The 14,387-nt window shown below is 59.8% G+C and carries 14 protein-coding genes; 4 read left to right on the forward strand and 10 right to left on the reverse strand.

Translation table 11 applies throughout. The annotated features are described in order from the left end of the window. Nucleotides 1-38 precede the first annotated feature (38 nt). The 7 genes from ihfA to thrS form a co-directional block, all read right to left on the reverse strand. Nucleotides 39-335 (reverse strand): integration host factor subunit alpha, encoded by a 297-nt coding sequence (ihfA, locus tag ACVDHI_RS17650; protein WP_005300715.1) that lies wholly within the window; start codon nucleotides 333-335, stop codon nucleotides 39-41. Between the two features lie 3 nt (nucleotides 336-338). Beyond that, entirely contained in the window at nucleotides 339-2,726 is a 2,388-nt protein-coding gene (gene pheT, locus ACVDHI_RS17655) for a phenylalanine--tRNA ligase subunit beta (RefSeq protein ID WP_447212343.1), read from the reverse strand. A 12-nt stretch (nucleotides 2,727-2,738) separates the two neighbouring features. Beyond that, complete coding sequence (pheS, locus tag ACVDHI_RS17660; RefSeq protein WP_043155490.1) at nucleotides 2,739-3,722, reverse strand: phenylalanine--tRNA ligase subunit alpha; 984 nt, start codon at nucleotides 3,720-3,722, stop codon at nucleotides 2,739-2,741. A gap of 305 nt (nucleotides 3,723-4,027) precedes the next feature. After that, a complete protein-coding gene (gene rplT / locus ACVDHI_RS17665; protein WP_010674800.1) occupies nucleotides 4,028-4,384 on the reverse strand; it encodes a 50S ribosomal protein L20 in 357 nt (118 codons plus the stop codon). A gap of 15 nt (nucleotides 4,385-4,399) precedes the next feature. Next, entirely contained in the window at nucleotides 4,400-4,597 is a 198-nt protein-coding gene (gene rpmI, locus ACVDHI_RS17670; RefSeq protein ID WP_005300673.1) for a 50S ribosomal protein L35, read from the reverse strand. Between the two features lie 86 nt (nucleotides 4,598-4,683). Then, nucleotides 4,684-5,232 carry a translation initiation factor IF-3 gene (infC, locus tag ACVDHI_RS17675; protein ID WP_026139078.1) on the reverse strand — a complete coding sequence of 183 codons (549 nt, stop codon included), beginning with the start codon at nucleotides 5,230-5,232 and terminating at the stop codon, nucleotides 4,684-4,686. Between the two features lie 3 nt (nucleotides 5,233-5,235). After that, nucleotides 5,236-7,164 (reverse strand): threonine--tRNA ligase, encoded by a 1,929-nt coding sequence (gene thrS, locus ACVDHI_RS17680; protein WP_042017100.1) that lies wholly within the window; start codon nucleotides 7,162-7,164, stop codon nucleotides 5,236-5,238. A 325-nt stretch (nucleotides 7,165-7,489) separates the two neighbouring features. Here thrS and ACVDHI_RS17685 point away from each other — a divergent pair, with 325 nt between their 5' ends. Next, the gene (locus tag ACVDHI_RS17685; protein ID WP_010674802.1) at nucleotides 7,490-7,702 is read left to right on the forward strand and encodes a hypothetical protein; all 213 of its coding nucleotides are present in this window, start codon (nucleotides 7,490-7,492) and stop codon (nucleotides 7,700-7,702) included. Between the two features lie 3 nt (nucleotides 7,703-7,705). Here the strand turns inward: ACVDHI_RS17685 and ACVDHI_RS17690 are convergent, their stop codons facing one another. Further along, nucleotides 7,706-8,296, reverse strand: a complete 591-nt coding sequence (locus ACVDHI_RS17690; protein WP_324063465.1) for a tetratricopeptide repeat protein — start codon at nucleotides 8,294-8,296, stop codon at nucleotides 7,706-7,708. A gap of 174 nt (nucleotides 8,297-8,470) precedes the next feature. Here ACVDHI_RS17690 and ACVDHI_RS17695 point away from each other — a divergent pair, with 174 nt between their 5' ends. Beyond that, nucleotides 8,471-9,526, forward strand: coding sequence for a PA0069 family radical SAM protein (locus ACVDHI_RS17695; RefSeq protein WP_323881349.1), 1,056 nt, complete (start codon nucleotides 8,471-8,473; stop codon nucleotides 9,524-9,526). Nucleotides 9,527-9,532: 6 nt separating this feature from the next. Here the strand turns inward: ACVDHI_RS17695 and ACVDHI_RS17700 are convergent, their stop codons facing one another. Continuing rightward, nucleotides 9,533-9,706: a hypothetical protein gene (locus tag ACVDHI_RS17700; protein WP_164882096.1), complete on the reverse strand. Its 174-nt coding sequence runs from the start codon at nucleotides 9,704-9,706 to the stop codon at nucleotides 9,533-9,535. A 304-nt stretch (nucleotides 9,707-10,010) separates the two neighbouring features. Then, nucleotides 10,011-12,758 (reverse strand): DNA topoisomerase (ATP-hydrolyzing) subunit A, encoded by a 2,748-nt coding sequence (gyrA, locus tag ACVDHI_RS17705; RefSeq protein ID WP_039040760.1) that lies wholly within the window; start codon nucleotides 12,756-12,758, stop codon nucleotides 10,011-10,013. Nucleotides 12,759-12,957: 199 nt separating this feature from the next. On the opposite strand from gyrA, the gene ubiG reads away from it, so the two are divergent. Beyond that, complete coding sequence (gene ubiG, locus ACVDHI_RS17710; RefSeq protein ID WP_447212344.1) at nucleotides 12,958-13,674, forward strand: bifunctional 2-polyprenyl-6-hydroxyphenol methylase/3-demethylubiquinol 3-O-methyltransferase UbiG; 717 nt, start codon at nucleotides 12,958-12,960, stop codon at nucleotides 13,672-13,674. Beyond that, complete coding sequence (locus ACVDHI_RS17715; RefSeq protein WP_029314563.1) at nucleotides 13,674-14,360, forward strand: HAD family hydrolase; 687 nt, start codon at nucleotides 13,674-13,676, stop codon at nucleotides 14,358-14,360. Before ubiG ends, ACVDHI_RS17715 begins: the two co-directional genes overlap by 1 nt. Nucleotides 14,361-14,387 lie beyond the last annotated feature (27 nt).

The following is a 14,387-nucleotide window of genomic DNA, read 5'->3' on the forward strand; positions in this document are numbered from 1 at the left end:
ATCGGAATGGAAAAGCCAGGCGATTGCCTGGCTTTTTGTCACTCGTTGGGTTCAACATTTTCTACCCTGGCCTTGAGCTTCTGGCCGGGCCGGAAGGTCACCACGCGACGGGCGCTGATGGGAATATCCTCCCCCGTCTTGGGGTTGCGTCCGGGACGCTGGTTCTTCTCGCGAAGATCGAAGTTACCGAAGCCGGAAATCTTGACCTGTTCGCCACGCTCGAGCGCCTGTCTGATCTCCTCAAAGAAGGCTTCCACCATATCTTTGGCTTCACGCTTGCTCATCCCGAGCTGGGTGAACAGGTGCTCTGCAATGTCGGCTTTGGTAAGCGCCATAGATCAATCCCTCAAGGATGCATTCAACTCTTCACCGAGGGCCCGCACGACATTGTCCACGGTCTCGGCGATCTCTTTCTCCTCCAGGGTGCGCTGGGTGTCTTGCAACACCAGGCTGATGGCCAGGCTCTTCTTGTCCTCTGCCATACCAGCGCCCTGGTATACGTCGAACAAGTTTATTCCAACTAACTGATTTCCGCCAACTTTTTTAATTACTGCCAGAACGTCGCCTGCCAGGATCTGTCTGTCAACCACCACGGCGATGTCGCGACGGTTGGCCGGGAACTTGGATACTTCGGCAGCAACCGGCACCTTGGCCGGCGTCAGTTTGTCCAGCTCCAGCTCGAACATGACAGCGCGGCTCTTGAGCCCCAGCTTCTTCTCGAGGCTCGGATGGATCACGCCGATGTGGCCGATCACGACGCCATTGCGCAGAATGGCTGCGCTCTGGCCCGGATGCAGGGCACTGTGCTCGGTGCGCTCGAAGGTGAAGGTAGCCCCTTCTGCAGTCAGATCCAGCACCGCTTCCAGGTCACCCTTCAGATCGAAGAAGTCGACGGGACGGGCCTTGACATCCCAGTGCTCGTCCCCCTGGTTGCCGGTGATGATGCCGGCGAGCATGGGTTCCTGACGGATGCCATTCTCGGCATTCTCGTCCTTGATGAAACGCAAGCCCTGCTCGAACAGGCGCACGCGCGGCTGCTGACGGTTCTGGTTGTAGACCACCGCCTGCACCAGACCCGGGAACAGAGAGACGCGCATGGCGGACATCTCGACCGAGATCGGGTTCGGCAGCACGATGGCATCGCTCTGCGGGAACAGGGTCTGCTGAGCCTTGGGATCCACGAAGCTGTAGGTGATCGCTTCCTGGAAACCGCGGTCAACCAGCAGGTCGCGCACCCGCTTCAGGGTCACCTGTCCTTCAGCCTGCTCCACCATCGCGAGGGAGGCGGCGGGTTTGAGGTTCGGGATGTTGTTGTAGCCGTAGATGCGGGCCACTTCCTCGATGAGGTCTTCCTCGATGGCGATGTCGAAACGCCAGGAGGGAGCCAGCGCGGTCCAGCCGTCAGTATCCACGGTTACCTGCATGCCCAGACGAGTCAGAATTTCGACCACCTGCGCATCCGCCACGCTGATGCCGATCACCTTGTCGAGCTTGGTGCGGCGCAGCTTGATGGGGGCAGCCTTGGGCAAATGGGCATCGGATTTGACTTCGATGACCGGACCCGCTTCACCGCCGCAGATGTCCAGCAGCAGACGGGTGGCACGATCCATCACCTTGGCCTGCAGCTCGGGATCCACCCCGCGCTCGAAGCGGTGGGAAGAATCGGTATGCAGACCGTAGGCACGGGCACGGCCGGTGATGGAGAGCGGCGCGAAGAAGGCGCACTCCAGCAGGATGTCGGTGGTGGTCTCGGAGACACCGGTGCGATCGCCGCCGAAGATGCCGGCCATGCAGGCAGGGCCTTTGCCATCGGCAATCACGAGCGTGGTCTCTTTGAGCTTCACCTCGTTGCCATCGAGCAGGGTCATGGGCTCGTCGGCACGGGCGCGACGCACCACCAGTTCCCCTTCAAGCGTCGCCAGGTCGAAGGCGTGCATCGGCTGGCCGTATTCCAGCAGCAGGTAGTTGGTGATGTCAACGATGGCGTCGATGGAACGAATACCGCCACGGCGCAGCTTCTCCTGCATCCAGAGCGGGCTCTGGGCGTGCAGGTTCAGCCCCTTGATGACACGGCCGAGATAACGGGGGCAATCTGCCGGCGCTTCAACCCGGATCGGGAAGGTAGCGTCGATGGTGGCAACGGCTGGTGCCCAGGTCGGCTCGACCACGTCCACGCTGTTGAGCACGCCGATTTCACGGGCCAGACCCGCGATGCCTAGGCAGTCGGCACGGTTCGGGGTCAGATCCACATCGATGCTGACGTCGTTGAGCGCGAGGTATTCACGGATATCGGTTCCGATGGGGGCATCAAGCGGCAGCTCGATGATGCCATCAGCCTCGACGTCGATGCCCAGCTCGCTGAAGGAACAGAGCATGCCGTGGGACGGCTGGCCGCGCAGCTTGGCTTTCTTGATGGTGAAATCACCCGGCAGGGTCGCCCCGACCTTGGCCACGCACACTTTCAGGCCTTGGCGGCAGTTCGGCGCACCGCAGACGATGTCCAGCAGCTCGGCCTCGCCCACATTGACCTTGGTCACCCGCAGCTTGTCGGCGTCCGGGTGCTGGGCGCACTCGACCACTTCACCCACCACCACATTGTTGAACTGGCCGGCCACCGCTTCCACGGCGTCCACTTCCAGACCGGCCATGGTGATCTGCTCGGCCAGTACATTGTCACTCAACTCGGTGCGGACCCACTCCATCACCCAGGATTTACTGAATTTCATGTTCTCTCGCCCTTACTTGAACTGCTTGAGGAAGCGCAGGTCGTTTTCGAAGAAGGCACGCAGGTCGTTGACCCCGTAACGCAGCATGGTCAGGCGCTCAACGCCCATGCCGAAGGCAAAGCCGGAGTATTTTTCCGGATCGATGCCGACCGAACGCAGCACGTTCGGGTGCACCATGCCGCAGCCCAGCACTTCCAACCACTTGCCGTTCTTGCCCATCACGTCCACTTCGGCGCTCGGCTCGGTGAACGGGAAATAGGAAGGACGGAAGCGAATGGTCAAGTCTTCCTCGAAGTAGTTGCGCAGGAAGTCGTGCAGGATGCCTTTCAGCTCGGTGAAGCTGGCATGCTCGTCGACCAGCAGGCCTTCGACCTGGTGGAACATCGGGGTGTGGGTCATGTCGTAGTCGTTACGATAGACGCGGCCCGGCGCGATGATGCGGATCGGCGGCTGCTGATGTTCCATGGTGCGGATCTGCACACCGGAGGTATGAGTACGCAGCATCAGATCAGGATTGAAGTAGAAGGTGTCGTGATCGGTACGCGCCGGGTGGTGAGCCGGGATATTCAGGGCATCGAAGTTGTGGAAGCCATCTTCAATCTCGGGACCACGGGCAACCTTGAAGCCCATCTCGCCAAACAGGCGCTCGATGCGCTCGATGGTACGGGTCACCGGGTGCAGACCGCCATTCTCGATGCGGCGGCCCGGCAGGCTGACGTCGATGGTCTCGGCGGCCAGCTTCTGGTTCAGCACGGCGATTTCGAGGGCCTCACGACGCGCGTTCAGGGCATCCTGAACCTGCTGTTTGGCCTGGTTGATCACGGCGCCCGCTGCGGGACGCTCTTCAGCGGACAGGGCGCCCAGTCCCTTCATCTGCTCGGTAAAAAAGCCCTTTTTACCCAGATATTTGACCCGGATTTCGTCGAGGGCGGCGATGTCGCTTACGCCCTCAATTTCGGCCTTGGCCTGGCCGACTACTTCTTCAAGCTGTTGCATGTCTTCCTCGTCACCACTCCCGGAACAGGAGCCTTTAGGCTAAATAAGGTCAAGAGGGGAATAATACAAAAAAAGCCCCTTGGCTGACCATAGTTATGACGGGCTTTTCTCCCTGCAAATCATTTTGTTATATGGAAAAGCCACAAGCCAGATGCAACAGGATTGAAACAAGCATCGTTTGTTCTAGTTTGTTGGCATATGGAAGGATAAAGCATTTATGAACGTGGCATGCTACCTGCCAACGCTCAAAAATGAGCAACAAAAAAGGAGGCCTGAGCCTCCTTTATTTTTATAACAGAACTGGATTAGACCAGAGCTGCTTTAGCTTTTTCAACCAGGGCGGTGAAAGCCAGCTTGTCGTGAACGGCGATATCGGACAGGATCTTGCGATCGATCTCGATGGAAGCCTTCTTCAGACCGTCGATCAGACGGCTGTAGGACAGGCCGTTCTGACGGGCTGCAGCGTTGATACGCGCAATCCACAGTTGACGGAACTGACGCTTCTTCTGGCGACGGTCACGGTAGGCATACTGACCAGCTTTGGTTACCGCTTGTACCGCTACGCGGTAGACACGGGAACGGGCGCCGTAGTAACCCTTGGCGGCTTTCATTACTTTCTTGTGACGAGCGCGAGCGGTCACACCACGTTTAACTCTTGGCATTTTTCACATCCCCCCTTATGCGTACGGCAGACAAGCGACAACACGTTTGTGGTCGGCAGCGGAAACAAAGAACTTCGGTCCCAGCTGACGCTTACGCTTGCTGCTCTTCTTGGTCAGGATGTGACGCAGGTGGTTGTGCTTGCACTTGAAGCGACCTGAGCCAGTCTTCTTGAAGCGCTTTGCGGCGCCCCGGTTGGTTTTCATCTTCGGCATTTCATACTCCGCATTGTGAGTGACAACAAAATCGCAAGGCGAACCGACTCATGGGGCCAGCCCCATGAGTCAATTTCTTGTGGACCTTAAGATTTCTTCTTGGGTGCGAGGACCATCACAGCTTGACGGCCTTCGACTTTCGGGAACGATTCGACTACTGCCAGCTCTTCCAGATCGTTCTTGACGCGCTCGAGAACCTTGATACCAAGATCCTGGTGGGCCATTTCACGACCACGGAAGCGCAGAGTGACCTTTGCCTTGTCCCCGTCTTCCAGAAAGCGAACCAGGTTGCGTAGTTTTACCTGATAGTCGCCTTCGTCTGTGCCAGGACGGAATTTGATTTCCTTGACCTGGACGACTTTCTGCTTTTTCTTCTGTTCTTTGGTGGTCTTGCTCTTTTCGTAGAGGAATTTGCCGTAATCCATGATCCGGCAAACGGGCGGCTCAGCGTTCGGACTGATCTCGACCAGATCCACTCCTGCCTCAAGGGCCAAGTTCAGCGCATCCTGAATGGAGGTGATGCCAATGGCTTCACCATCCAGACCAGTCAGACGAACTTCTTTCAGACGGATCTCTTCATTGATCCGGTGAGCGCGGGCTTGCGGTTGCTTGCCCAGTTTTTTTCCGCCTTTTATAGCTTATTCCTCCACTTTCTTTTGTCCGCGGGTCTGAACTTCCTGGGTCAACAGAGCAATCAGCTCTTCAACAGGATAAGAGCCCAGGTCAGCCCCTTTACGAGTACGCACTGCAATCTTGCCGGCTTCTACTTCTTTGTCGCCGCAGACCAGCATGAAGGGTACTCGCTTCAAAGTATGCTCGCGGATTTTAAAGCCAATCTTCTCATTTCTCAAGTCCGCTTTTGCGCGAAGGCCCGCATCATTCAATGCCTTGGCAACTTTCACAGCATAATCGGCCTGGTTATCCGTGATATTCATGACCACGGCCTGGGTCGGCGCCAGCCAGGTCGGGAACAGACCGGCGTACTCTTCCGTCAGGATCCCGATGAAGCGCTCCAGCGAGCCCAGAATGGCGCGGTGGATCATCACGGGGATGTGGCGCTCGTTGTCTTCGCCCACATAGGTGGCGCCAAGACGGCCCGGCAGGGCAAAGTCGAGCTGCACGGTACCACACTGCCAGGCACGATCAAGGCAATCGTGCAGGGTGAACTCGATCTTGGGACCGTAGAAAGCCCCCTCGCCCGGTTGCAGGTCGAACTTCAGGCCGTTGAGTTCCAGCGCCTCGGCCAGCGCGGCCTCGGCGCGATCCCAGGCTTCATCAGAGCCGATACGCTGCTCCGGACGGGTCGAGAGCTTGACCACGATGTTTTCGAAACCGAAGGTACCGTAGACGTCATAGACCATGCGGATGCACGCAGACACCTCTTCCATGATCTGCTCTTCGGTACAGAAGATGTGGGCGTCATCCTGGGTGAAACCCCGTACCCGCATCAGGCCGTGCAGGGAGCCTGACGGCTCGTTGCGGTGGCAGGAGCCGAACTCGGCCATGCGCAGCGGCAGATCGCGGTAGGATTTCAGACCCTGGTTGAAAATCTGCACGTGACCCGGGCAGTTCATCGGCTTGATGGCGTACTCGCGGTTTTCGGACTGGGTGGTGAACATGGCCTGGGCGTATTTCTCCCAGTGACCTGAACGCTCCCACAGCACGCGATCCATCATGAAGGGGCCTTTCACTTCCTGATAGTCGTACTCTTTGAGCTTGCCGCGGATGAAGGTTTCCAGCTCGCGGAAAATGGTCCAACCATCGTTGTGCCAGAACACCATGCCCGGCGCTTCTTCCTGCATGTGGTACAGGTCGAGCTGCTTGCCGATCTTGCGGTGGTCGCGCTTGGCGGCCTCTTCCAGACGCTGCAAATAGGCCTTGAGCTGCTTCTTGTCAGCCCAGGCGGTGCCGTAGATGCGCTGCAGCATCTTGTTGTTGGAGTCGCCGCGCCAGTAGGCGCCGGACATCTTCTGCAACTTGAAGTGGTGGCAATGACGCATGTTGGGCACGTGCGGGCCGCGACACATGTCGATGTACTCTTCGTGATGATAGAGACCGGGCTGGTCATCACGGGCAATGTTCTGATCCAGGATCTCGACCTTGTAGGTCTCGCCACGGGCTTCGAACACGTCGCGCGCTTCCTGCCAGGAGACCTTCTTCTTGATGACGTCGTAATCCTTGGCGGCCAGCGCCAGCATGCGCTCTTCCAGGGCAGCCAGATCTTCGTCGGTCAGGGTGCGGTCGAGATCGATGTCGTAGTAGAAACCGTTGTCGATAACCGGACCGATGGCCATCTTGGTCTGGGGCCAGAGTTGCTTGATGGCATGACCCAGCAGGTGAGCACAGGAGTGGCGCAGAATGTCCAGACCTTCTTCGTCTTTGGCGGTGATGATGGCCAGGGATGCATCGGCTTCGATCAGCTCGCAGGCATCCACCAGTTCACCGTTTACCCGACCGGCAATGCACGCCTTGGCGAGACCGGGACCGATGTCCGCGGCCACATCCATGACGGAAACGGCGTGGGCAAATTGACGTTGGCTGCCGTCAGGCAGAGTAATGATTGGCATTAGGTGTTTCCTTATACAGTGGTGACCCCTACCAAAGGCCACATGCAGGTTGGAGAAACCCTTTCATGTCCAGCTGTTCACTCCCGAGTTTCACCGTTCACAATACGGTTGGTACACGGCAGTGGCACACCATATGGCGTGTGCAAGGCCATCCATTGAGAGGTACAGCGGGGGATTGTATCAGACGCGACAACCCAGACAAGCTGTCTTGGCGATTTTGCATACCGCTTAAGCGCGGGTGTCAACCTGTCCTACTTGCGAGGGCGCCCTTCTGCTGCCATACCCTGTACCAGATTGAGGCGTCAGCCAAAGCAAGGAGAGCATGATGTACACCTACGATATTTCATTTCCGGAGCATGCAGAAAAGCTGGTTCATCCGGATCACCTTCTCACGACTCACTGTCCCGTCCATATCGGTGAGCTGGTGATCCTGGGTGATGGCAGCAAGCGGGAGGTATGCAGCATCGTCCACAGTGCCGAGCGCAGTACACTCTATGTCACCGACGTGACGCCCGGCAAAGTCACCGCCAGCCGTTGATCCCTAACCGGCGTTCAGAAATGAGTGGCCATTGAAATCGAAGGCGCTGCGCCCCTCCTCGGCCAGCGCCATCTCCTGCAATACCTGGAGTGCCATCTTGTTGCCCTTTTGCGAGGCCTGATAGAGCCACTGCTTCGCCTCGGCCAGTTCAACCCGCCCGTTGACCCCCATCAGGTGCAGGATGCCCACCTTCAGCATGGCGGGCACATCACCGTTTCTGGCTGCCAGCTCCATCCAGCGAAACGCCTCGTGCAGATCCCGCTTCACCCCGGCCCCGCGCAGATAGACCTCTCCCAGCCGATACTGGCCGACAGCGTCCCCCGCCTGCGCAGCCTGACGATAGAGTCGGATGGCGCGATCCATATCCTGCTCGCTCCCCTGCCCCACTTCATGGCTCCAACCCATCAGCGCCTGTGCCCGTGGCTGGCCCTGCTCCGCCAGGGGCGACCAGATCCGGGTCGCCTCATCAAAGTGCCCTGTCCGCCAGGCGCGGTTGGCCGCCGCCAGCTCCTGCTCGGTGGAGAGCGGGATCAGACGCCAGATGACCAGCGCAATGAGGGCGATGAAGAGCCAGCGGGCGGTAGTAGGTTGCATGACATTTTCCGTGATCTGGTTCGCATTTCGTCTATGTAAACGAAATGTAGCAACAGATCAAGCAGGAGATCACCCGGGTTCACCCTCTTTCATGGGGTCGCTCTTTGCGAACTTGCAGTTTAACGGGCTACACAGCAAAATAACTGTATATATAAACAGTGAATTGGTGATGTGATGGCAGGACGAGGCGCGAACCACAATGTCGAGCACCGCTTCAGCGGCCCGCAAATCGAAACCGTTGACGACGGCTGGAGTCAGAGCGACTGGGACGCGGCATTTGCCGCCAGCGCTCCCCGCACCGAGGTGACGGAGATCAGCGCCCGCAGCATCATCAGCTACAACGATTCGCCGGATCTTCCCTTCGGTCGCTCCATCAATCCCTATCAGGGGTGCGAGCATGGCTGCATCTACTGCTATGCCAGACCCAGCCACGCCTACCTTGAGCTCTCCCCCGGGCTGGATTTCGAGAGCAAGCTGTTTGCCAAAATCAATGCTGCCGAGCTGCTGCGACGGGAGTTTGCCAAGCCAGCCTATCAGCCACAAACCATCGTGCTGGGGGCCAATACCGATCCCTATCAACCCATCGAGCACCACTATCGCCTGACTCGCGAACTCCTGACGGTGATGCTGACTCATCGCCATCCGGTAGGGCTCATCACCAAGAGCGCCATGATCCTGCGCGACCTCGATCTGCTGACCGAGCTGGCCCGGGAAGGGTTATGCCAGGTGATGGTGTCGGTCACCACCCTCAATGAGACGCTGAGGCGACAGCTGGAGCCCAGGGCCAGCACGGGGGTTGGGCGGATCAAGGTGATCGAACGACTGGCCAAGGCCGGTGTGCCGGTCGGCGTGCTGGCGGCCCCCATGATCCCCAGGCTCAACGAGCCGGAACTGGAACAGATCATCAAGGCCGCCGTCGACGCCGGGGCGGGCTGTGCGGATTACATCTTGCTGAGATTGCCCCACGAGCTCACCACCCTCTTTTGCGACTGGCTCGATACGCACTATCCCGGCCAGAAAGAGGCGATCCTCAACCAGCTGCGGGCAAGCCGGGGCGGCGCACTCAACAGCGCCACCTTTGGTAGCCGCATGCGAGGTGAAGGACAGTTTGCCGACCTGCTCGCCCAGCGCTTTCGCCTGATCAGCAGGCGGCTGCAACTGGGCAAGCGCCATGTAGCACTCAATACAGCCGCCTTCATCCGCCCGGGCGAGCAGTTGCGTCTGTTCTGAGCGCCGTCAGCCCCGTGGTCTCGGCGGGCAGCTCCCCGCTGGATGGCGCTGTGCAATCAGCTCCGCAGGCAGGCGTGATGGCTCGTGCGCCACCTCCTCCTCATCCACCCTAAGGCGCGCCTTCTCCTGCCCTCCCCACATCCGGCTCCACCAGATCTCCCACATTACCCAGCTCGTCATAACAGTGCTCCTGGCAAGCGATGCCTGCCTCTGTGGTGGCCTCATTCAACGCAGGCAGCATGGCTGGCCGTCATGACAGGGCCATGACAGCCGAGTGAAGGAATCGTGTTGATGCGATGGGACCAACCCTGCATATCAGGAAGATGACGCCGTGGCAGGCAGGGCTGCATGCACGGCAGACGGAGCCGGGCAGCAGAGAAGAGAGCTGCTGGGCAAGTACAAGGACGGGGAGAACCTGCGGTGAGGCGGACAAAAAAAGAGCGACCATCAAGGTCGCTCTTTTGCACCGGACAAAGGGGGACGATTACTCGTCGCCCGCCTCCCCGGTATCGACGGCGCCAGCGTCTGCGGCGGTGTCGGTGCCTTCAGACACCTCACCCTCGACGGCCAGTGCCTCGGTTTCCTCTTCGTCGCTCTCGGCAACGCGCTGCAGGCCAACCACGGTCTCGTCTTCACCAGTACGGATCAGACGCACACCGCCGGTGTTGCGGCCGATGACGCTCACCTCGGACACCCGGGTACGAACCAGGGTACCGCCGTTGGTGATCAGCATGATCTGGTCGGTATCTTCGACCTGGATCGCATCGATCACCTTGCCGTTGCGCTCATCCACCTTGATGGAGATGACGCCCTGGGTACCACGGCTCTTGGTCGGGTACTCGTCCAGCGCGGTGCGCTTGCCGTAACCGTTCTCGGTAGCGGTGAGGATGGCACCATCACCACGGGGCACGATGAGGGAGACCACCTTGTCACCGGCGCCGAGCTTGATGCCGCGCACGCCAGCAGCGGTACGACCCATGGGACGTACGCCCTTGAAGGTGCCCTTGCTTTCGGTGCCTTCGCCGTTGTCGCTGCCGTCATCGTCGTTGCCGGCGTCGTCATCGGTGTCGACCTCGTCAGTGGCATCGGCATCGGCGCGACCGCTGCCTTCCGCGAAGCGAACCACCTTGCCCGCATCGGAGAAGAGCATGATCTCGTTGCTGCCATCGGTGATGTCCACCCCGATCAGCTCATCACCCTCTTTGAGGTTGATGGCACGGATACCGGAGGAGAGCGGACGGCTGAAGTCGGACAGGCTGGTCTTCTTCACGGTGCCGTTGGCGGTGGCGAAGAAGACGTACTTGTCGGCGTCATATTCTTTCACCGGCAGGATGGCGGTGATGCGCTCACCCTCATCCAGCGGCAGCAGGTTGATGATCGGACGACCGCGAGCGCCACGGGACGCTTCCGGCAGCTGATACACCTTGAGCCAGTAGACCTTGCCACGGGTGGAGAAGCACAGAATGGTGTCGTGGGTGTTGGCCACCAGCAGACGCTCCACAAAGTCCTCTTCCTTGATCCGGGTGGCCGACTTGCCACGACCACCGCGGCGCTGGGCCTCGTAGTCGGAGAGCGGCTGATACTTCACATAGCCCTGATGAGACAAGGTAACGACCACGTCTTCCGGGGTGATCAGATCTTCGATGTTGATCTCGGCACTGGACATGCTGATCTCGGTGCGACGCTCGTCGCCGTACTGCTCGCGCACGGCCAGCAGCTCGTCACGGATCACTTCCATCAGGCGTTCCGGGCTTGCCAGGATGTGCAGCAGCTCGGCGATGAGATCCAGCAGAGATTGGTACTCTTCCAGGATCTTCTCGTGCTCGAGGCCGGTCAGCTTGTGCAGACGCAGGTCAAGGATGGCCTGGGCCTGGATCTCGGTCAGGAAGTACTGCCCTTCACGGATGCCGAACTCAGGCTCCAGCCACTCGGGGCGAGCCGCGTCGTCGCCCGCTTTTTCCAGCATGGCGGCCACGTTGCCGAGCTCCCAGCCCTTGGCTACCAGGGCGGCTTTCGCATCCGCCGGGGTCGCACTGTGGCGAATGAGCTCGATGATGGGGTCGATGTTGGCCAATGCCACCGCCAACCCTTCCAGGATGTGCGCCCGATCCCGCGCCTTGCGCAGCTCGAACACGGTCCGGCGGGTCACCACTTCACGGCGGTGCAGCAGGAACGCATCCAGGATCTCTTTGAGGTTCATCACCTTGGGCTGGTTGTTGTCCAGCGCCACCATGTTGATGCCGAACGTGGTCTGCATCTGGGTGTGCTTGTAGAGATTGTTCAGCACAATCTCGCCGGACTCGCCGCGCTTGATCTCGATGACGATGCGCATGCCGTCTTTGTCAGACTCATCGCGCAGGGCGCTGATGCCCTCGATTTTCTTCTCTTTGACCAGCTCGGCGATCTTCTCGATCAGGCGAGCCTTGTTCACCTGATAGGGGATCTCGTGGACGATGATGGTCTCGCGACTGGTCTTCTCGTCCACCTCCACTTCAGCCTTGGCCCGCACATAGACGGAGCCGCGACCGGTACGGTACGCCTGCACGATGCCGGAACGGCCGTTGATGATGCCGCCGGTGGGGAAATCCGGGCCGGTGACATGGGTCATCAGCTCGTCAATGGTGAGGTCGCCGTTTTCGATCAGCGCCAGGCAACCGTTGACAATCTCGGTGAGGTTGTGAGGCGGGATGTTGGTCGCCATGCCCACCGCGATACCGGAGGAGCCGTTGACCAGCAAGGTGGGGACCTTGGTGGGCATGACAGCCGGGATCATCTCGGTGCCGTCGTAGTTCGGCACCCAGTCCACGGTCTCTTTGTCCAGATCGGCCAGCAGCTCGTGGGAGATGCGCGCCATCCGCACTTCGGTGTAACGCATGGCCGCGGCGTTGTCGCCGTCCACCGAACCGAAGTTGCCCTGACCGTCGACCAGCATGTAGCGCATGGAGAAATCCTGCGCCATCCGGACGATGGTGTCATACACGGCGCTGTCGCCGTGCGGGTGATATTTACCGATTACGTCACCGACCACACGGGCCGATTTCTTGTAGGGCTTGTTCCAGTCGTTCCCCAGCTCGTTCATTGCATACAGAACGCGGCGGTGAACCGGTTTCAAGCCATCACGCACATCCGGCAGAGCTCGTCCTACGATCACGCTCATGGCGTAATCCAGATAGGAACTCTTGAGCTCTTCTTCGATGTTGACCGGCGTGATCTCTCTGGCCAGATCGCTCATAGAAAGCCTTAATCCCTAATTAGTTGTTCTTTGGCTTAAACAGCGCGACATGGTAACACACTGAGCCAAATACATTAAGCCACAAATCCGATGAGCACATCGGGCTGGTGCGACGAGGTCGGTCCGTTATAATGCGCGCCAGGACAATAGATTGCGCGCGCCCAGCCCGCTGCGCGCCTTGCCACAGGATCATCAAAACATGAATAGTGATGCCAATGTCGATCTGACAGAAATCGCCAAATTTGAAGCCATCGCCTCCCGCTGGTGGGACATGGAGGGCGAATTCAAGCCGCTGCATCAAATCAACCCGGTGCGCCTTGACTGGATCACCGACAAGAGCGGCGGCCTGTTTGGCAAGCGCGTGCTCGACATCGGCTGCGGTGGCGGCATCCTCTCCGAGAGCATGGCCCGCCGGGGGGCCCGGGTCACCGGCATCGACATGGGCAAGGAACCCCTCGGCGTCGCCCGCCTCCACGCGCTGGAACAAGGTGTGGAGCTCGAGTACCGCCAGATCACCGCCGAAGCCCACGCCGATGAAGCGCCGGGCCAGTATGACGTGGTTACCTGCATGGAGATGCTGGAGCACGTGCCGGACCCGGCCTCGGTGCTGCGCGCCATCGCCACCCTGGTACAGCCGGGGGGCAAGGTGTTCGTCTCCACCATCAACCGCAACCCCAAAGCCTATCTGATGATGATCCTCGGGGCCGAGTACCTGTTGAAGATGGTCCCCAAGGGCACTCACGATCACAAGAAGTTCATCACCCCCGCCGAACTGTGTCGCATGGGGGAAGCGGCGGGGCTCCTGGTGCGGGACATGAGCGGCGTTCACTACGCCCCGCTCTCCAACAGCTTCAAGCTCGGCAAGAATGTCGACGTCAACTACATGGTGGCGTTCGAGCGCCCGGAGCAAGGCTGATGAGCACACCTCACCCGATGCCCCTTGGCTGCGTGCTGTTCGATCTGGACGGCACCCTGCTCGACACCGCCCCAGACCTTGGCGCCGCCGTCAATCACGTGCTGATAAGCGAAGGCTTTGCCCCGCTCTCTGACGACATCATCCGTCAGACCACCTCCCACGGGGCCCTCGGGCTGCTCAGGGCCGGTCTTGGGGACGAGCTGCTCGAGGAGCTGGGGGCTACCCGCCTTCGCACCGCCCTGCTCGACTACTACGCCGCCAACCTCTGCGTCGGCACCCGCCCCTATGAAGGCATGGTGGATCTCATCGAGTGGCTCGACGAGAAAAAGCTGCCCTGGGGCATTGTCACCAACAAGCCGGGTTTTCTCACCGAACCGCTCCTGGCAGCCCTGCCTGAACTCGCCAGTTGCGGCGTGACCGTGAGCGCCGACACCCTGCCGGTGCGCAAGCCCGACCCAGCCCCCATGTTCTTTGCCTGCGAGCGGCTCGGCATCGCGGCGAGCCAGTGTCTCTATGTAGGGGATCATGTGCGCGACATCGAGGCTGGCCGCAATGCCGGCATGCGTACCGCGGTGGCTGGCTGGGGTTATCTCAATGATGACGAGGATCCGGCCCTCTGGGGCGCCGATCTTCACTTTGATACCGTGCAGGCCCTGCACCACTGGCTGCGTTACGAGCTGAGCTGACACGTTCATTGCCCATGACCGACAAGG

It is taken from the genome of Aeromonas sp. 25-248, assembly GCF_053005425.1.